The 16,092-nt window shown below is 71.5% G+C and carries 16 protein-coding genes; 6 read left to right on the forward strand and 10 right to left on the reverse strand.

The window, feature by feature from the left end:
- The first annotated feature begins 18 nt into the window (after nucleotides 1–18).
- A complete protein-coding gene (locus tag MRBLML1_RS07240; RefSeq protein ID WP_364513567.1) occupies nucleotides 19–225 on the forward strand; it encodes a hypothetical protein in 207 nt (68 codons plus the stop codon).
- A gap of 57 nt (nucleotides 226–282) precedes the next feature.
- Here MRBLML1_RS07240 and MRBLML1_RS07245 read toward each other — a convergent pair whose 3' ends face one another.
- The 8 genes from MRBLML1_RS07245 to MRBLML1_RS07280 all read right to left on the reverse strand — a co-directional run bounded on the left by MRBLML1_RS07245 (nucleotide 283) and on the right by MRBLML1_RS07280 (nucleotide 8,787).
- On the reverse strand, nucleotides 283–1,098 hold the full coding sequence (locus tag MRBLML1_RS07245; RefSeq protein WP_364515595.1) for a prepilin peptidase: 816 nt from the start codon (nucleotides 1,096–1,098) through the stop codon (nucleotides 283–285).
- On the reverse strand, nucleotides 1,080–3,194 hold the full coding sequence (locus MRBLML1_RS07250; RefSeq protein WP_364513570.1) for a hypothetical protein: 2,115 nt from the start codon (nucleotides 3,192–3,194) through the stop codon (nucleotides 1,080–1,082). Before MRBLML1_RS07250 ends, MRBLML1_RS07245 begins: the two co-directional genes overlap by 19 nt.
- A complete protein-coding gene (locus MRBLML1_RS07255) occupies nucleotides 3,191–3,826 on the reverse strand; it encodes a prepilin-type N-terminal cleavage/methylation domain-containing protein (RefSeq protein ID WP_364513573.1) in 636 nt (211 codons plus the stop codon). Before MRBLML1_RS07255 ends, MRBLML1_RS07250 begins: the two co-directional genes overlap by 4 nt.
- Nucleotides 3,817–4,299, reverse strand: coding sequence for a type II secretion system protein (locus MRBLML1_RS07260; RefSeq protein ID WP_364513576.1), 483 nt, complete (start codon nucleotides 4,297–4,299; stop codon nucleotides 3,817–3,819). The genes MRBLML1_RS07255 and MRBLML1_RS07260 overlap by 10 nt, the downstream gene beginning before the upstream one ends.
- Nucleotides 4,299–5,504, reverse strand: coding sequence for a type II secretion system F family protein (locus MRBLML1_RS07265; RefSeq protein WP_364513579.1), 1,206 nt, complete (start codon nucleotides 5,502–5,504; stop codon nucleotides 4,299–4,301). The genes MRBLML1_RS07260 and MRBLML1_RS07265 overlap by 1 nt, the downstream gene beginning before the upstream one ends.
- A 1-nt stretch (nucleotide 5,505) precedes the next feature.
- A complete protein-coding gene (locus MRBLML1_RS07270) occupies nucleotides 5,506–7,239 on the reverse strand; it encodes a GspE/PulE family protein (protein WP_364513582.1) in 1,734 nt (577 codons plus the stop codon).
- Between the two features lie 8 nt (nucleotides 7,240–7,247).
- Complete coding sequence (locus tag MRBLML1_RS07275) at nucleotides 7,248–8,348, reverse strand: type IV pilus twitching motility protein PilT (RefSeq protein WP_364513585.1); 1,101 nt, start codon at nucleotides 8,346–8,348, stop codon at nucleotides 7,248–7,250.
- A gap of 82 nt (nucleotides 8,349–8,430) precedes the next feature.
- Nucleotides 8,431–8,787 (reverse strand): type II secretion system protein, encoded by a 357-nt coding sequence (locus MRBLML1_RS07280; RefSeq protein WP_364513588.1) that lies wholly within the window; start codon nucleotides 8,785–8,787, stop codon nucleotides 8,431–8,433.
- A 211-nt stretch (nucleotides 8,788–8,998) separates the two neighbouring features.
- Between MRBLML1_RS07280 and MRBLML1_RS07285 the strand changes: the two genes are divergently transcribed.
- On the forward strand, nucleotides 8,999–10,066 hold the full coding sequence (locus MRBLML1_RS07285; protein ID WP_364513591.1) for an alpha/beta fold hydrolase: 1,068 nt from the start codon (nucleotides 8,999–9,001) through the stop codon (nucleotides 10,064–10,066).
- Between the two features lie 6 nt (nucleotides 10,067–10,072).
- Here the strand turns inward: MRBLML1_RS07285 and MRBLML1_RS07290 are convergent, their stop codons facing one another.
- Nucleotides 10,073–10,513, reverse strand: a complete 441-nt coding sequence (locus tag MRBLML1_RS07290) for an Lrp/AsnC family transcriptional regulator (RefSeq protein WP_364513594.1) — start codon at nucleotides 10,511–10,513, stop codon at nucleotides 10,073–10,075.
- Nucleotides 10,514–10,593: 80 nt separating this feature from the next.
- Between MRBLML1_RS07290 and MRBLML1_RS07295 the strand changes: the two genes are divergently transcribed.
- A complete protein-coding gene (locus MRBLML1_RS07295; RefSeq protein WP_364513597.1) occupies nucleotides 10,594–11,490 on the forward strand; it encodes a phenylalanine 4-monooxygenase in 897 nt (298 codons plus the stop codon).
- Between the two features lies 1 nt (nucleotide 11,491).
- Here MRBLML1_RS07295 and MRBLML1_RS07300 read toward each other — a convergent pair whose 3' ends face one another.
- Nucleotides 11,492–12,412, reverse strand: coding sequence for a LysR family transcriptional regulator (locus MRBLML1_RS07300; protein ID WP_364513600.1), 921 nt, complete (start codon nucleotides 12,410–12,412; stop codon nucleotides 11,492–11,494).
- Between the two features lie 76 nt (nucleotides 12,413–12,488).
- Between MRBLML1_RS07300 and MRBLML1_RS07305 the strand changes: the two genes are divergently transcribed.
- The 3 genes from MRBLML1_RS07305 to MRBLML1_RS07315 all read left to right on the forward strand — a co-directional run bounded on the left by MRBLML1_RS07305 (nucleotide 12,489) and on the right by MRBLML1_RS07315 (nucleotide 16,065).
- Entirely contained in the window at nucleotides 12,489–13,832 is a 1,344-nt protein-coding gene (locus MRBLML1_RS07305; protein ID WP_364513603.1) for an FAD-dependent oxidoreductase, read from the forward strand.
- Nucleotides 13,829–14,779: a 2-hydroxyacid dehydrogenase gene (locus tag MRBLML1_RS07310; RefSeq protein ID WP_364513606.1), complete on the forward strand. Its 951-nt coding sequence runs from the start codon at nucleotides 13,829–13,831 to the stop codon at nucleotides 14,777–14,779. The genes MRBLML1_RS07305 and MRBLML1_RS07310 overlap by 4 nt, the downstream gene beginning before the upstream one ends.
- Nucleotides 14,780–14,847: 68 nt before the next feature.
- Nucleotides 14,848–16,065 carry a S1C family serine protease gene (locus tag MRBLML1_RS07315; RefSeq protein ID WP_364513609.1) on the forward strand — a complete coding sequence of 406 codons (1,218 nt, stop codon included), beginning with the start codon at nucleotides 14,848–14,850 and terminating at the stop codon, nucleotides 16,063–16,065.
- Nucleotides 16,066–16,092: the final 27 nt, after the last annotated feature.

Genomic DNA, 16,092 nt, shown 5'->3' on the forward strand with positions numbered 1-16,092 from the left:
TGAGTTTGGGGAGGAACCATGAACGCCACCGCCACCGCCACCCGGCTCGTCGAGCAGCCGCAGGAGGCCGCCGGCCCGCGGATCTCGACCGAGCTCGCCGCGACCATCGTGGAGATCGCCGCCTCCGAGCGGGCCCTCGACGACCTGCTGCACCGTGCCGACCGGTTGCACACCAGCGGCATCCAGCACGACCCGCGCTCCTGCCTGGTCTGCTTCTCCGGCTGAGCCCCAGACCCTGAGCCCAGACCCTGAGCCCCAGACCCTGGGCCCGGCTCCCGAGCCTCAGGCGCGGATCAGGTCCAGGTAGAAGTCGCCGAGCCCACCGGCGCCCAGGATCGCCGCCCACGCGCCGAGGATCATGAACGGGCCGAAGGGCACCGCGCTCTTGCGCCCGGCCCGCCCCGCGGCCATCAGCAGCACCCCGGCGACCGCGCCGAGCAGGAAGCCGAGGAAGGCACCGACGAGGAAGGTGCCCCAGGTGAGGTACGCCGTCAGCGCGCCCACCAGGCCCGCCAGCTTCACGTCGCCGAAGCCCATCCCACCCGGCACCAGCAGCCACACCACGAGGAAGAACGCCCCCAGCGCGAGCCCGCCCAGCGCCGCCCGCAGCAGCGCCTCGCCGTCGCCCCCGATCAGCAGCAGCCCCGCCAGCACCGGGTACGACGGCAGCACGATCGCGTCTGGCAGCCGCTGCACGTCCAGGTCGATCAGCGCCAGCGCGATGCCGACCGCCGCGAACACCAGGTAGGCCGGCAGCAGCCGCAGCCCCTCCTCGTCGGCGCCCAGCCGCAGCACCACGAGCACGAACGCCAGCCCCGTGCCCGCCTCGACCAGCGGGTAGCGGACGCTGATCGGCTCGCGACAGTCGTAGCAGCGCCCGCGGAGCACCAGCCAGCCGAGGACCGGCACGTTGTGGCGGTTGCGGATCGTCGTACCGCACCGGGGACAGGCGGACGGCGGCCGGACGACCGACTCCCCCGCCGGCACGCGGTGCACGACGACGTTGAGGAAGGACCCGATGGCCAGCCCGAGCAGACCCGCGAAGGCGGTGACGGCGAGGTCGAGGACGTCCTGCGCGCTCAGCGCGTGTGGCTCCAGCTCAGCACCGAGACCTCACGGTTCGGCGGGCCGGGCGTACCGCCCTCGTCGAAGATCTTCACCTTCGACCTCAGCGCCAGCTCGCCACCGGTGGTGCAGCTCGTGCCCGGGCAGACGTAGACCTCCAGACGCACCAGGGTGGTCTCGAAGCCGAAGCCCGGTGAGTTGTCGGGGATCTCGATCACAGGGACATTCTGGCTGGAGGCGCCGTTCCAGAAGGCGAATTCGAGCTGACGGGCGATCAGGCCGAACTTCATGATCTCGGAGGCGAAGTTGCCCAGCAGGAGCTGCAGGTCGCCGTACGGGACGTAGGTCGTGCCCTGGAAGAAGACCTCGACCTTGTTGTTGCCGTTCTTCATGTCCATGAACCTGCAGGGCGTGCCACTGCCGGCGACACAGGTGCCGGCCTGGCCCCGGAAGACCGGGACGTAGTAGGTCAGGTCCAGCTTGACCATGTCGATGGTGGTCGTCGCGGCGTTCTTCTTGGCGTTCGCGGTGTAGGCGATCGAGGCGTCGGTGTAGCCCTTGTCGTGGACCTCCTTCTGCAGGCTGTTGAGGTTGGCGCCGGTGATGGCGATGTCCGAGGTGGTCGCGCTCGCCGAGACGGGGACGTTGATGGCCGTGGTCGTCGTGGTGCCGACGGTGACCTTGGCCGTCGCCTGCGAGCTGGCCGTGCCGTCGGCGTCCTGGTGACGCACGTGCAGCACGGCGGCCGTGAGCACCGCGCCCGCCGGCAACGCCGAGCCGGTCGCGAAGCCCTGCATCGTCATCGTCGTGGACTGCGCGTTGGCCGAGGTGGTCGTCCAGGTGGCAGCGTTGCCGTCCCCGGCGGTGCCGAGGTTGGCCGCGTTCGCGCCGGTGAAGGAGCCCGGCGTCGGCACCGAGGTCGCGGTCAGCCCGTTGGCGTTGGCCACCGTCGGCGTGCTGCCGGTCTTGAGCCCGTAGATCTCGATCGGGGGCCGGTCGGCGTGGTAGGTCGCGCAGAGCTCCATCTTGGAGTTCTGGTCGACGTAGATCCGGCTGCTGCCGCCGAAGACGAACTGCACGCCCTGGGCGTTGACGTCGGTGATCGGGCTCCGACAGGCGCCAGGCACCCCCACCCCGACCGGAGGGCGGGCCAGGGTGTTGCCGTTCGCGTCGATCGGCGTCCCACCGATGACCGTCTTGCCGTTGATCGACCACGTGTTGCCACTCGTGCCGTAGAGGTTGCTCGGGCAGACGTTCGCGCAGCCGTCGTTGTGGAAGTCGAAGTAGTAGACGCCCGGCTTGAACCAGGCCACCGAGCACAGGTCGGTCGCCGCGGTCAGCGTCGCCGCGTTGTCGTAGTAGCCCGGCTCGAAGACCGCCACCCCGCTCGTGCACGACGTCGGCGGGGTCTGCAGGGCAGGGACGTTCGCCCCCAGCTCGGAGCCGTAGTTCGGGTCGCTGACCGCGGGGCCGGTGCCGCAAGTCTTCGGCACGGCCACGACCGTCCCGTCACAGGCACCGGTGGCGCGCACGCCGCCCGCGAGCACGTTGACCTTGCCCCGGACGGCACCGTTCGCGTAGATGCCGCCCCGCACCAGCAGGCCGGGGTCCTTGCTGCCCGTCGCGTCGACGTCGCCGTTGAGCGTGACGATCGCGTAGCCCGGCTTGTTCTGGTTGTTGATCGGCACGGCCGAGCCGTGCTCCCCGGTGTCGCTGTCGGGTGTGCAGACCACGCGCGCGGACATCGTCTGCTGGGTCTCCCCCGCGGCCTGTGGGATGAGGCTGTTGAGGACGAGGGTGTTCTTGGCGGTCGCGGCGGCGCCGCTCCCGTCGTACCCGAAGCAGCCGGTGTTGTTGGCCGTCTCGTTCGTGTAGTACCACGGGCTCGGCTCGCCGCTGCCGACGTTGTACCCCGTGCGCAGTGCGTTGATCGCCGTCTGTGCGGCCCCGTCGGCGGCGTACGACGTCCGGGCGACGTCACGCAGCGCCACGGTCGCCCGCAGGCTGCCGTCGCCGCGGGTGAGCACGAACCCGGTGACGAGCGCGACCACGGTGATGATCGCCATCGCGATGATCAGCAGCGCGCCGCGGTCGTCGCGCGGCGGGAGCAGGTGCCGCAGCTTCCTCATGACTGTCTCCGTTCGCCCGAGAGCGTGGCGGTGTAGGCGACGGTGCCGTCGCCCTCGGGGTCGAGCACCGAGAGGTTCAGGTTCACCGTGACCGGGACGTTCGCGCCGGCCCCGGTGCACGCGATGTCGCAGTCCACGGTCGGCACCGCGTTCAGGCTGTGCGCGACCTCGGTCGTCGAGACCACCGTGGACCCGCTGCAACGCACCCGGACCAGCTCGTACGCCGAGCCATCGGCCTGGGCGAGGTAGCTGACCGTCATCCGGGTCGGGATGTCGGTGGACTGGTCGGTCGTGTACTCGCTCCAGGCCAGCGTCACCACCGGTGTCCCGGCCGGCAGGGAGCACGCCGGGGCGACTCCCACCGACTGCTGGAGCGGGAACGACTTGGTCGCGGCGTCGTAGGACCGCACCCCGATGCTGGCGACGTCCCGCTGCCAGTAGGTCGCCGCGAACTGGACGTCCTGGGACTCCGTCATCCGCGACTGGGTGTCGACCGTGGTCTTGAAGTAGCTGATCACGACGCCGGTCAACGCCAGGGCGATGATCCCCATGATGGTCACCGTGATGACCATCTCGATGAGGGTGAACCCGTCCTCGTCGAGTTCCCCGGTCGTCGTCTCGTTCAGCTGCATGACGTCCCCGTGCCGCAGGCCTTGCGCACCACGATCGTCAACCGCTCTGTCGCCCGGTTGTCGCTGCTGCTGATCGTGAGCGTGATCCGCTGCAGGCCGGAGTCCTTGGCCGGGCAGGCGCCCCCGGCCGCCGTACCTCCACCGTCGAGGGGGACGGCGGCGAGCTGCTGCGCGGAGTAGCCGGACGGGACGGTGAAGCCGACCAGGCCCGGCGTGTAGGTGTTGGCGCCGGCGCAGCGCACGTAGTTGCCCTCGGTGTTCAGGTACTTCTCGACCGCCTCCGCGTAGCTGCGCACGTAGGCGCCACCCGTCGCCTGCTTGCGGTGGATGTCCGAGGACTGCACGCTCAGCTGGAGGCCCGCCATCACCGCGACTCCGGCGATGCTCAGGATCGAGAGCGCCACCAGGGTCTCGACCAGCGTCACGCCGGCGTCCCCCCGGGACGCCAGGCGACGACGCAGGAAGGCGAGCATCAGACTTCCACCTGCTGGAAGATCCCGTACATCGCCGACACCAGTGCCACCGCGACGAAGCCCACGATGAGGCCCATCACGATGATCACGATCGGCTCGAAGAGCGCGGTGAGCTTGTTGATCTTGTAGTCCAGCTCGTCCTCGTAGTACTCGGCGGTCACCTCGAGCTGGGTGTCCATCGAGCCGGTCTCCTCGCCGACGCGGAGCATCGAGGTCGCGGTGCCCGGGAACAACCGCGTGCGGGCGAGCGGCCCGGCCAGGCCCTGACCCTCCAGCAGCTGCTCGGTGACCCCGTTGAGACGCTTGATGAAGACCCGGTTGCGCAGCGACTCGGTCGCCACCCGGATCGCCTCGGGCAGGTTGACGCCGGCCGAGACCATGGACGCCATCACCCGGCAGAAGCGCTCCACGAGGGCGTACTGGATGGTCTCGCCGAGCACCGGCGTCTTCAGCAGGACCGCGTGCCATGCGTACCTGCCGCGTTCGAAACGCTGCGAGAGGACGAAGAACAGGACGACCAGCGCGATGCCGCCGGCCACCGCCCACCACCATGCGCTGAGGAAGTCGGTGAAGCCGAGCAGCATGCGCGTCGGGAGCGGCAGCTCGGCGTCGAGCTCGGCGAAGAAGTCCTCGAACTTCGGCAGCACGTAGATCGCCAGCACGAGGACGGTCACCACCGACATCGCGGCGACGGCCATCGGGTACATCAGCGCGGACTTGATCTTGCGCCGCGCCTCCAGGTCGCGCTCCATGTAGATCGCCAGCCGGGAGAGCACCGTGTCCAGCTCACCGGTGAGCTCGGCCGAGCGCACGATGCCGCGGTAGAACTCGGGGAAGGCCTTGGGGTAGCGCTCCAGGGTGTCGGAGAACCGCTCACCGGTGCGCAGGCCGTCCTCGATGTCGTGCATCATGCGGCGGATCGAGGAGTTCTCGCTCTCCGCCCCGATCGAGTGCACGGCGTCGAGGATCGGCAGCCCGGCGCGGAGGAAGGCGGCGATCTGCCGGGAGAGGTGCATGACCTCTTCCTTCTTGATCCGCGGCCCCGAGATCTCGTACTGCAGGACGCTCTTCTTCTCCGTCACCCGCAGGTCGCGGAAGTCCTGCTCGTAGAGTGCGACCTCGGCGTCACCCCGGCTCGGCGCCTTCTGGGTGCCCTTGACCCGCTGTCCCGCGAGATCGACCCCGACATAGGCGAACTTGGGCATCTCAGACTCCTGCCACGTAGATCGAGCGCATGACCTCGGCCGCCGTCGTCGTGCCGTGGGTGACCAGCTGGGCGGCCTGCTCCTGCAGGGTGCGCATGCCCTGGCTGCGGGCCAGCTTCCGCATCTGGTCGTGCGGGGCGCGGTCCACGATCAGCTCGCGGACCTCGTCGGTGACCACGAGCATCTCGTAGACGCCGATCCGCTCCAGGTAGCCGGTGTGCGCGCAGAAGTGGCACCCGGTGCCGTGCTGGAAGCCGCCGATCGGTTCCTCGCCGCCGAAGGTGTGCAGGAAGGCCAGCTCGTCCGGGGACGGCTGGTACGGCGCGAGGCACGACGTGCAGCTGCGTCGTACCAGGCGCTGGGCGACGACGGCGCTCACCGACGAGGCGATGAGGAACGCCTCGATGCCCATGTCGAGCAGCCGGTAGAGCGCGGAGACCGCCTCGGTCGCGTGCAGCGAGGAGAGCACGAAGTGGCCGGTCAGCGCCGACTGCACCGCGATCCGTGCGGTGTCGACGTCGCGGATCTCGCCCACCAGGATCACGTCCGGGTCCTGGCGCAGGATGGACTTGAGCCCACCGGCGAAGGTGATGCCGGCCTGCTCGTTGATCTGGATCTGGTTGATCGAGTCGAAGGTGTACTCGACCGGGTCCTCGATCGTCATCAGGTTCTTCTCGGGGCTGTTCAGCTCACCGAGCGAGGCGTAGAGCGTCGTGGTCTTGCCACCGCCCGTCGGGCCGGCGCAGATGACCATGCCGAAGGGTGAGCGGATCAGCTGGGAGTAGCGCTCCGCGGTGTCGGCGGGCATGCCGAGCTGCTCCAGCTTGAAGAGCGGACGACTCTTGTCGAGCACCCGCATCACGACCTTCTCCCCGCCGACGACGGCGGTGGTGGAGACCCGGATGTCGACCTCGCGGCCCTCGATCTCCATCGAGATCTGGCCGTCCTGGGGCCGTCGGCGCTCGACGATGTTCATCCCGCCGAGGATCTTGACGCGGCTCACGATGGCCGGCCCGATCGAGCTCGGCAGGTCGAGCACCTCGGTGAGCGCGCCGTCGATGCGGTAGCGCACCCGGACCCGCTCCCCCGTCGGCTCGACGTGGATGTCGGAGGCCCGGTCGCGCAGGGCCTGGGTGATGATCGAGTGGACCACCCGGACGACGGGGGCCTCCTCGTTGACGGTGACGTCCTCGAGGCCGGCGGCGTCGCGGCGCAGCGCGTCCCGTGCCTCGAAGGCCTGGACCTGGCCGCCCACCTCCTGCGTGGCCCGGTACGACGTCGCGAGCCCGCGCTCCAGGTCACGCTGGGTGACGACGGCCGCCCGGACCGGGCGCTCGAGGACGGCCGCCACGACGGCCATCCGCTCCGGTGCGGGGTCGAGCACGGCGAGCGTGACGGCGTCGTCGTCGATCGCGAGCGGCAGCACCTGCAGGGTCGTCGCCTGCTCGCGGGTCAGCAGGCCGATCGCTTCCGGCGCCGGCGTCAGGGTCCGGAAGTCCGCGAGCGGGACGCCGTGGTGCTCCCCCAGCGCGCGGGCGAGCGCCTCGTCGCTGATCGTGCCGCTAGAAACCAGCTTGGTGGCGAGCGCACCGTCCTGGTCCCGGAGCGCGTCCAGCTGGTAGGGCTGCACCCGGCCGCTCGCGACCAGGATCCGGCCGAGGCGCTCGTCGTCCTCGTCGGTCCGCGGCGCGGCGACCGGCGCCTCCTGCTTGCCCTGCCTCCCCTTGAGCCTCATCGCGCCCCTCAGCGGCCGACGCCGGCGGTGAAGCGCGGGCGGGTCTCGATGTCCTTCGGGTACAGGCTGCGCGCCGCAGCGTCCTCGGCGGTGACGACTCCGGTCTGCACCAGGTGCGACAGCGACTGCTCCAGCGTCTGCATGCCGTCCTGCGCGCCGGTCACCAGCGAGTTCCGCAGCTGGTGGGTCTTGCCCTCCTTGATCAGGTTGCGCACCGCCGGCGTGGCCACCAGGACCTCGTACGCCGCCGTCATGCCGCCACCGACCTTCGGGACCAGCCGCTGGTACACCACGCACGACAGCGCCGCGGCCAGCTGCACCCGGATCTGCGCCTGCTGCTCGGCAGGGAAGACGTCGATCATCCGGCCGAGCGACTGCGCGGTGTCGTTGGTGTGCAACGTCGCGAAGACGAGGTGACCGGTCTCGGCGACGGTGAGGGCGAACTGGATGGACTCCAGGTCGCGCATCTCGCCGACCAGCAGCACGTCGGGGTCCTCGCGCAGGACCGAGCGCAGGGCGTCGCTGAACGTCGCGGTGTCGGTGCCGACCTCGCGCTGGTTGACGGCCGCCATCTTGTGGTCGTGGACGTACTCGATCGGGTCCTCGACCGTGATGATGTGGCAGCCGCGGTAGGTGTTGATCAGGTCGATGAGGGAGGCGAGCGTCGTCGACTTGCCCGACCCGGTGGGTCCGGTCATCAGGATCAGCCCCTGGTGCCGCATCGCCAGGTCGCGCAGGGTCGGCGGCAGTCCCAGGTCGTCGGGCGTGGGCACGGATCGCGGGATCATCCGCAGCGCGACCGCGGTGAGCCCGCGCTGGGTGAAGGCGTTGCCACGGATCCGGGCGTGCTCGCGCCAGGAGAAGGAGAAGTCGTACTCGTGCCGGGACTCCCAGGCCGTCTGCTGCTCCTCGCTGAGCACCTCGGCGAGCAGCGCCTCGGTCTCGTGGGCGGCGAGCGCCGACTCGCCGGGGACCGGCGTGAGGGCTCCGTCGACGCGGAGCATCGGAGGCAGGCCGACGGTCAGCAGGAGGTCGGTCCCCCGGACCTCCCACAGCGCAGCGAGCAGCTGGTCGATGCGGTCACCGATCTGGTGGAGGTGGTGGTACACGATCAGGCCCCCGTGGCTGGCGTTGGATGACGGAAGGAGGGCCACCGCGGAACGGCGGCCCTCCGACTGCGGAGCGGTCGCGTCAGTCCGCGAGGCCGTTGCAGCTGGTGCCGGTCGCGGTGTACGGCGCGGTGGCGCTGATGCCCGTCACGTACTTCGTGTCGGTGTCGTGGAGGAAGCCACCACTCTCGAGCAGGGCCAGGGTGGGCGCGGGAGCACCGGAGCCGAGCTCGGCGTACCGGGCCTCGATCGCGGTGTTGACGGTGCGGAACTCGGTCTTGCAAGCAGCCTTCTCGCCCGTCTTGGTGATGCCGCGGACCGAGAAGACCACGATGCCGGCGAGGACGCCGAGGATGACGATGACGATCAGGAGCTCGATGAGCGTGAAGCCGCGCTGGTCGCGGCGGGCGGCGCTGAGGCGGTCGAGGGTCGGGCGCATGCGAAATACCTCTTCGGAGGAGAGAGATGAACGGGGTGGAGCGGGCCCGAGCCACTTGTCCCCAGGAAACGTCAGGTCGCGACGCCGCGTCACGGCAATGCCGGTTTCTTTACTATGACTCTGGGGCCGTAGAGGGTATGGTGCGCGCCGCAACCATCGGATCCGATGGTTCCGCCCCCTCACGGGCACGAGCGGGACCACACTGTGCCCCGTGGCAACACCGAAGGCTCCCACCCCGCAGGCCGTGCTCAACCTCTGGGACTTCCTGGCCCGGCGCGGCATCGCCGACCTGACTCGCACCCCATCCGAGGTGATCGACACCGGGCGCACCCGCGAGCTGCACCGGTACACGAAGGCGAAGGGCGTGCGCAGCAAGGGCGCGCCCGTGCTGCTGGTGCCGCCGCTCGGCTCGCAGGCGAGCTGCTTCGACCTGCGCCGCGGGCTGTCGCTCGCCGAGGACCTCGTCAGCCGGGGCCGTCCGACGTACCTCGTCGACTACGGGCCGCTCAAGGGCGCCGACCGCAAGGTCGGCATCGAGCACTTCATCAACGACGTGCTGCCACCGGCCATCCGGCGGGTGTCCGAGGACGCGGGCGGGCGCGACGTGCACCTGGTCGGCTGGTGCATGGGTGGCCTGCTCTCCCTGGGCACGACGGCCGTCCACCAGGACCTGCCGATCCGCTCCGTCGCGATGGTGGCCAGCCCCTTCGACCTCTCCCAGCAGCCGCTGCTGCGACCGGTGCAGGCGGTGGCGAAGGTGACCGGTGGCCGGCTTGTCGGCGGCGCGCTCAAGGCGGCCGGCTCCGTGCCCGCCCCGCTGGTGAGCATCGGCTTCAAGGCGACCGCGCTGCCGACGTACCTGAAGAAGCCGCGGACGCTGTGGAGCAAGCGCGAGGACCGCGAATTCCTCGGTCAGGTGCAGGCCGTCGACCACATCATGAACAACATGCTGGCCTACCCCGGCCGGGCGACGCTGCAGGTCTATCAGCGGCTCGCGCTGCGCAACGAGCTCGCCACCGGCAAGGTCCAGGGGCCCAACCACCTCGTCGACCTGTCGAAGGTCACCGTCCCGGTGATGAACGTCGCCGGGCGCACCGACGTGCTCGTCCCGCCGGCGGCCGCGCACCACGTCGGCACGCTGCTGCCGCACTCCCCCGACGTGGTCCTGCCGCTCGCGCCCGGCGGGCACCTCGGCGTGCTCACCGGCACGAAGGCGCCCGAGACGACCTGGGCCTACCTGCACGAGTTCCTCCGGCGGCACGACCGCAAGCGCCGCTGAGAGGGCTCACCGGGCGCCGACGTGCTCCTCGAAGACGAGCACGGTCTGGGTCGCGACCACCTCGGGCAGCGCCTGGATCCGCTCCAGCACCAGCTCGCGCAGGTGGTCGGCGTCGCGGGCACGCACCAGGATGACGCAGTCGAAGTCGCCCGTCACGAGGGCGACGTGGGCCGCCTCCTCCAGCTGCCAGGCCTTGGTGCGGAAGGACTTCCAGGAGTTCTGCTTGGTGCGCACGTGCACGTACGCCGACAGCCCGAGCCCCTCGGCCGCGGGGTCCACGTCGACCGTGAACCGGCGGATCACCCGCTCGTCGGTCATCCGCTTCACCCGCGCGTAGGCGCTCGCGCGGCTGATCCCGACCTGGTTCGCGACCTCCCGGATCGAGGTCCGCGCGTCGGCACGCAGAATGTCCAGAATCGCTCGGTCGGCGGCGTCCATAGCAGACATCTTGCCACCTTCGAGGCGATCTGCGAGCCATTCGTCCGCGCGCTCTGGCAATTCTGTGGACCACGTCACACACTGCTGGCATGTTCGAGGAAGGTCAGTACTTCGCGCCCGTCACCGCCGACCAGGACGGCTCGCTCAAGGTCCACCTCGGCGCCGACCACCCCGGCTTCGCCGACCCGGACTACCGCGCCCGCCGCGACGCCCTCGCCACGCTCGCCAGCGCCTGGACCCCGGGGACACCGGCTCCGGTGGCGTCGTACACGGAGGCCGAGCACGAGGTCTGGCGGGTGGTCAGCGAGGCGCTGGTGACCAAGCACCGCGCGTACGCCTGCCGCGAGTTCCTCGACGGCAAGGAGTCCCTGGGCCTGCCCATCGAGCGGATCCCGCAGCTCGCGGAGGTCAGCGAGTGGCTGCAGCCGCTGACCGGCTACCGCTACCAGCCCGCCGCGGGCCTGGTCCCGCTGCGCGAGTTCTACGGCTCGCTCGCCGACAAGGCGTTCTGGTCCACCCAGTACGTCCGCCACCACTCGGTGCCGCTCTACACGCCGGAGCCGGACGTGCTGCACGAGGTCGTCGGTCACGGCAACACCCTCGCCAACCCCCGCTTCACCGCGCTCTACGAGCTCGCCGGCCAGGCCTCGCGCCGCGTCGAGAGCACCGAGGCACTGGAGTTCGTCAGCAAGACCTTCTGGTTCACCCTGGAGTTCGGCGTGCTGTGGGAGACCGGCGACCTCAAGGCGTACGGCGCCGGCATCCTCTCCTCCCCCGGCGAGATCGAGGCCTTCCGCGGGATGACCATCCGCCCGCTGGACATCGGTGAGATGGGCAGCATGCAGTACGACATCACCGACTACCAGGACGTGCTCTACGTCGCCGACTCGTTCAGCCAGGTCGAGGACGTCGTCGGCACCTTCTGGGCCGAGTGCACCGACGACTCGATCGCGCGGATCGCCGCGCGGCACCCCGCGCACACCTGAGTCAGGGGCGTCGCGCCGCCCACGCGACGAGCTCGCGCGCCGGCCCTTCCGGCGGCTGCGCGGCGCCCTTCCACACCGCGTGGAGGCGACGGGTGAGGTCGAGCCCCGTCACGGTGATCCGGACCAGCCGGCCCGTCGTCAGGTCGTCCCGTACGGCGTGCGCCCCGACCGCCGCCGGACCGGCACCGGCCGCGACGGCCGCCCGGACCGCGGCGGTGCTGGAGAGCTCGAGCGCCGGTGCGGCCATCGGCAGGTCGGCCAGCGCCCGCTCCAGGACGGTGCGGGTCCCCGACCCCGCCTCCCGTACGACGAGCGGCGTCGCCGCCAGCGTGGCCGCCGTGACCCGGCGGCGCGAGCGCTGGGCCCAGGGGTGCGCCGGCCCGACGACCACGAGCAGCTCGTCGGTGCCGACGAGCCGGTGGCGCAGCCCCCGCGGGGCGTCGGGACCCTCGACGAAGCCGAGCACCACCTCCCCGGCGAGGACCAGCTCGGTGACCCGCCGGGTGTTGGTGGCGGTCATGGTGATCTCGGTGGGCTGCTGGCCGCGCTGCACCTGCTGGGCGCGCAGGCCGACGAGCCAGCCCGGCAGCAGGTGCTCGGCGATGGTGAGGCTCGCGGCGATGTCGAGGTGACCGCGCCGGTCGGCGCGGACCGCGGTGATGCCGGCGTCCAGCTCCTGCGCGGCGTCGAGCACCCGGCCGGCCCACTGCACGACGAGCTCGCCGGTCGGGGTCAGCTCGGAGCCGCGCTTGCTGCGCGCGACGAGCGGCTCACCGACCAGCGCCTCCATGGTGCGCACCCGCGACGAGGCGGCCTGCTGGGTGATCCCGAGCTCGGCGGCGGCGGCGCCGAGCGAGCCCGTGCGGGCGACGGTGACGAGCAGCTCGAGGGCCCGGAGCTCCGGGACGTGCGGTCCCAACATGGTCACAACCGTACCTTGTGACCACCCAACCACAACCTCGTTCTGTGACGACGGCGCGCCGACCAGACTCGACGGCATGACTCTTCGCGTCGCCATCGTGGGCGGTGGACCGGCCGGCATCTACGCCGCCGACATCCTCACCAAGTCCGAGACCCCCGTGTCGGTGGACATCCTCGAGCGCCTTCCCGCGCCCTTCGGCCTGGTCCGCTACGGCGTCGCGCCGGACCACCCGCGGATCAAGGAGATCATCAAGGCGCTGCAGCGCGTCCTCGCCAAGCCGGAGGTGCGCTTCCTCGGCAACGTGGAGTACGGCGTGGACGTCAAGCTCGACGACCTGCGCGAGATGTACGACGCCGTCGTCATCGCCACCGGCGCGATGGCCGACCGCGACCTCGGCATCCCCGGGGAGGAGCACTCGCTGGGTGCCGCCGACTTCGTCTCCTGGTACGACGCCCACCCGGACGTCCCGCAGGAGTGGCCCCTCGACGCGACGAGCGTCGCCGTGCTGGGGGTCGGCAACGTCGCCCTGGACGTGGCCCGGGTGCTGGCGAAGACGGGTGAGGAGATGCTCGTGACCGACATCCCGCCGCACGTCCACGCCGGTCTGAGCGCGAAGACGATCACCGACGTGCACGTCTTCGCGCGCCGCGGCCCGGCGTACGCCAAGTTCTCCCCGCTGGAGCTGCGCGAGCTCAACCACTCCCCGAACGTCGAGGTGGTGGTGCACCCCGAGGGCTTCGACGTGGACGCCCACGGGATGGCGCACATCGCCCAGCACAAGGCGCAGAAGATGGTGCTCAACACGCTGACCAGCTGGGTCGGGGCGGACCCGGTCGGCAAGCCGCACCGGATCCACCTGCACTTCGCGGAGGCGCCGACCGAGATCGTCACCGACGCCGCGGGCAAGGTCACCACGCTGCGCACCGAGCGCACCCACTCCCCGGACGAGGACGGCAACGTCGTGGGCACCGGCGAGGTGACGGACTGGGACGTGCAGCAGGTCTACCGGGCGATCGGCTACCGCAGCAGCGCGCTGCCGGGCCTGCCCTTCGACGAGCGTGCCGCGGTCGTCCCGAACGACGGCGGCAGGGTCCTCGACCTCGACGGCGTGCCGATCCCCGGCACCTACGTGACCGGCTGGATCAAGCGCGGCCCGGTCGGCCTGATCGGGCACACCAAGAGCGACGCCGCGGAGACCGTCGGCCACCTGCTCGCCGAGACCACCGAGACGGCGACCGCCCGCACGCCGGAGGACGTGGACGCCTACTTCGCCGAGCGCGACGTCGACATCGTCACGCACGCCGGCTGGGAGCGCCTCGACGCCCACGAGATCGCGCTCGGCGCCGCCGAGGAGCGGCTGCGCGTCAAGGTCGCCACCCGGGCGGACATGATCCGGGCCGCCTCTATGTTGGAGGGGTGAGCCGCCCCACCGTCCTCCGTGTCCCGCCCCTGAGCCCGCAGCTGCACGATGCCGTCGGCGAGCAGTACGACGCCCGCGACCTCCCCGAGGACGGCCGGGCCGCGTTCCTGGCCGAGCACGGCGCGGACGTGGTCGGCATCGTGTGCACCAACACCGGGCGGGTCGACGGCGACCTGATCGCCGCGCTGCCGCGCCTGGGCGTGATCGCCAACCACGGCGTCGGCTACGACAACATCGACGTGACGGCCTGCCTGGAGCGCGGGATCCTGGTCAGCCACACCCCGGGAGTGCTCGACGACGCGGTCGCGGAGACCGCGTTGGGGCTGCTCGTCGCGACCCGGCGCCGGATGGTCGAGGCCGACCGCTTCGTCCGCGACGGCCGCTGGCCCGGCGCCGGCGCCTTCCCCCTCACCGGGCAGGTCGCGGGCAGCAGGGTCGGCATCCTCGGCCTGGGCCGGATCGGCCGGCGGATCGCGGAGATCCTGGACGTCCTGGGCTGCACGGTCTCCTACCACTCCCGGCACGAGGTGCCCGGTGTCACCTACCGCTACGCGCCCAGCGCCGAGGCGCTCGCGTCCGAGGTCGACAACCTCGTCGCGATCGTCCCGGGCGGCGCCGGCACGGCGGCCCTCGTCGACCGGGCCGTGCTCGACGCCCTCGGCCCCGACGGGGTCCTCGTCAACGTGGCCCGCGGCTCGGTCGTCGACGAGGACGCCCTCGTCGCCGCGCTCCGCGAGGGACGGCTCGGGGGCGCCGGGCTCGACGTCTACGCGCACGAGCCCGACGTGCCTCCCGCGCTGCGGGCGCTCGACAACGTGGTGCTGCTCCCCCACGTCGGCTCGGGCACGGAGGAGACCCGGGCCGCCATGCGCGCGCTCACCCTCGACAACCTCGCGCTCTGGCTGGAGACCGGCCGGCTGCGCACACCGGTGCCGGAGATGGCCTAGCCGCCTTCGTGGCGACTCCTTGGCGCTTCCACATCTCGCGCACAGGATCGCCACGCAACCTCGATGTCATGAGCAGCCCGACGCCTCCCCCGCCTCCGCCCTTCCTGCCGCCCCCGCCGCCGACCCGCGCGTGGCGCACCCGTCGTCTGGTCGCCGCCGGCGCCGCCGCCTCCGTGCTGCTCGTCGGCACGGGTGCGGGCGGCGCCGCCGTCGCCATGCGGCTGCTCGACGACGGCTCCACCCCCAGCGCCGGTACGACGAGGCAGGGCCCCGCCACGACCGCCCAGGACGGCACCGGCGACGACCCGGCGTCGCCCTTCGCGCAGCGCGGCCAGGGCCTCGTCGTACCGGACCAGGGGCTGGGGGCGAGCTCCGCGCAGGACGCGGGCGACGCCACCGCGGAGCAGTCCGCGGGCATCGTCCAGATCAGCTCGACCATGAACGGCGGCACCGGTGCCGGCACCGGCCTGGTCCTCACCTCCGACGGGGAGATCGTGACCAACCACCACGTCGTCGAGGGCGCCACCACGATCAAGGTCACCGTCGTGTCCACCGGCCGCACCTACACCGCCCGGTACGTCGGCGGCGACGCCGTCACCGACGTCGCCGTCCTGCAGCTGCAGGACGCCAGCGGGCTCACCCCGGCCGACCTGTCCGACGACGCGGCCCAGGTCGGCGACGAGGTGACCGCGGTCGGCGACGCGGGCGGCGACGGCGGCACGCTCACCGCCTCCCCGGGCAGCGTCTCCGCGCTCGGCCAGGACATCACCGTGCAGTCGACCGACGGCAGCGCGGGCGGGACCCGGCTGACCGACCTGATCCAGCTCGACGCCTACGTCGTGCCCGGCGACTCGGGCGGCGCGGTGCTCGACAGCGACGGTGAGGTCGTCGGGATGAACGTCGCCGCGTCCAGCGGCTCCCGCCAGGTCACCGGCTACGCCATCCCGATCGCCACCGTCGAGTCCGTCGTGCGCAAGATCGAGGACGGCGACGAGAGCGGCGACATCGAGCTCGGCTACCAGGGCTACCTCGGCGTCGGGCTCGACCCGTCGGCGACGACGCCGCTCGTCGCGCAGCTGGTGGAGGACTCCGCCGCGGCGGAGGCGGGGGTCGAGGTCGGCGACACCATCACGAAGGTGGACGGCACCGCCGTACGGACTGCCGAGGCGCTGCAGCAGGCGATCGCCGCGACGGACGCCGGCGACCGGGTCGCCCTGACCTGGACCGGCACCGACGGGCAGGAGCACACCGCGACGGTGACCCTCGGCGAGGCGCCGGTCTCCTAAGGCCCCACCCGGGCGTGCCGATCAGGA

Origin of the sequence: Nocardioides sp. LML1-1-1.1 (assembly GCF_040676175.1) — a bacterium.
Classification (GTDB): domain Bacteria; phylum Actinomycetota; class Actinomycetes; order Propionibacteriales; family Nocardioidaceae; genus Nocardioides.

What these genes read in the sequence shown, in the direction of transcription:
- MRBLML1_RS07295 (WP_364513597.1), top strand. Translation starts at nt 10,594, where the DNA reads ATGTTCGAGGAAGGTCAGTACTTCGCGCCCGTCACCGCCGACCAGGAC.
- MRBLML1_RS07260 (WP_364513576.1), bottom strand. Translation starts at nt 4,299, where the DNA reads ATGCTCGCCTTCCTGCGTCGTCGCCTGGCGTCCCGGGGGGACGCCGGC.
- MRBLML1_RS07265 (WP_364513579.1), bottom strand. Translation starts at nt 5,504, where the DNA reads ATGCCCAAGTTCGCCTATGTCGGGGTCGATCTCGCGGGACAGCGGGTC.
- MRBLML1_RS07250 (WP_364513570.1), bottom strand. Translation starts at nt 3,194, where the DNA reads ATGAGGAAGCTGCGGCACCTGCTCCCGCCGCGCGACGACCGCGGCGCG.
- MRBLML1_RS07255 (WP_364513573.1), bottom strand. Translation starts at nt 3,826, where the DNA reads ATGCAGCTGAACGAGACGACGACCGGGGAACTCGACGAGGACGGGTTC.
- MRBLML1_RS07290 (WP_364513594.1), bottom strand. Translation starts at nt 10,513, where the DNA reads ATGTCTGCTATGGACGCCGCCGACCGAGCGATTCTGGACATTCTGCGT.
- MRBLML1_RS07315 (WP_364513609.1), top strand. Translation starts at nt 14,848, where the DNA reads ATGAGCAGCCCGACGCCTCCCCCGCCTCCGCCCTTCCTGCCGCCCCCG.
- MRBLML1_RS07270 (WP_364513582.1), bottom strand. Translation starts at nt 7,239, where the DNA reads ATGAGGCTCAAGGGGAGGCAGGGCAAGCAGGAGGCGCCGGTCGCCGCG.
- MRBLML1_RS07240 (WP_364513567.1), top strand. Translation starts at nt 19, where the DNA reads ATGAACGCCACCGCCACCGCCACCCGGCTCGTCGAGCAGCCGCAGGAG.
- MRBLML1_RS07280 (WP_364513588.1), bottom strand. Translation starts at nt 8,787, where the DNA reads ATGCGCCCGACCCTCGACCGCCTCAGCGCCGCCCGCCGCGACCAGCGC.
- MRBLML1_RS07305 (WP_364513603.1), top strand. Translation starts at nt 12,489, where the DNA reads ATGACTCTTCGCGTCGCCATCGTGGGCGGTGGACCGGCCGGCATCTAC.
- MRBLML1_RS07300 (WP_364513600.1), bottom strand. Translation starts at nt 12,412, where the DNA reads ATGTTGGGACCGCACGTCCCGGAGCTCCGGGCCCTCGAGCTGCTCGTC.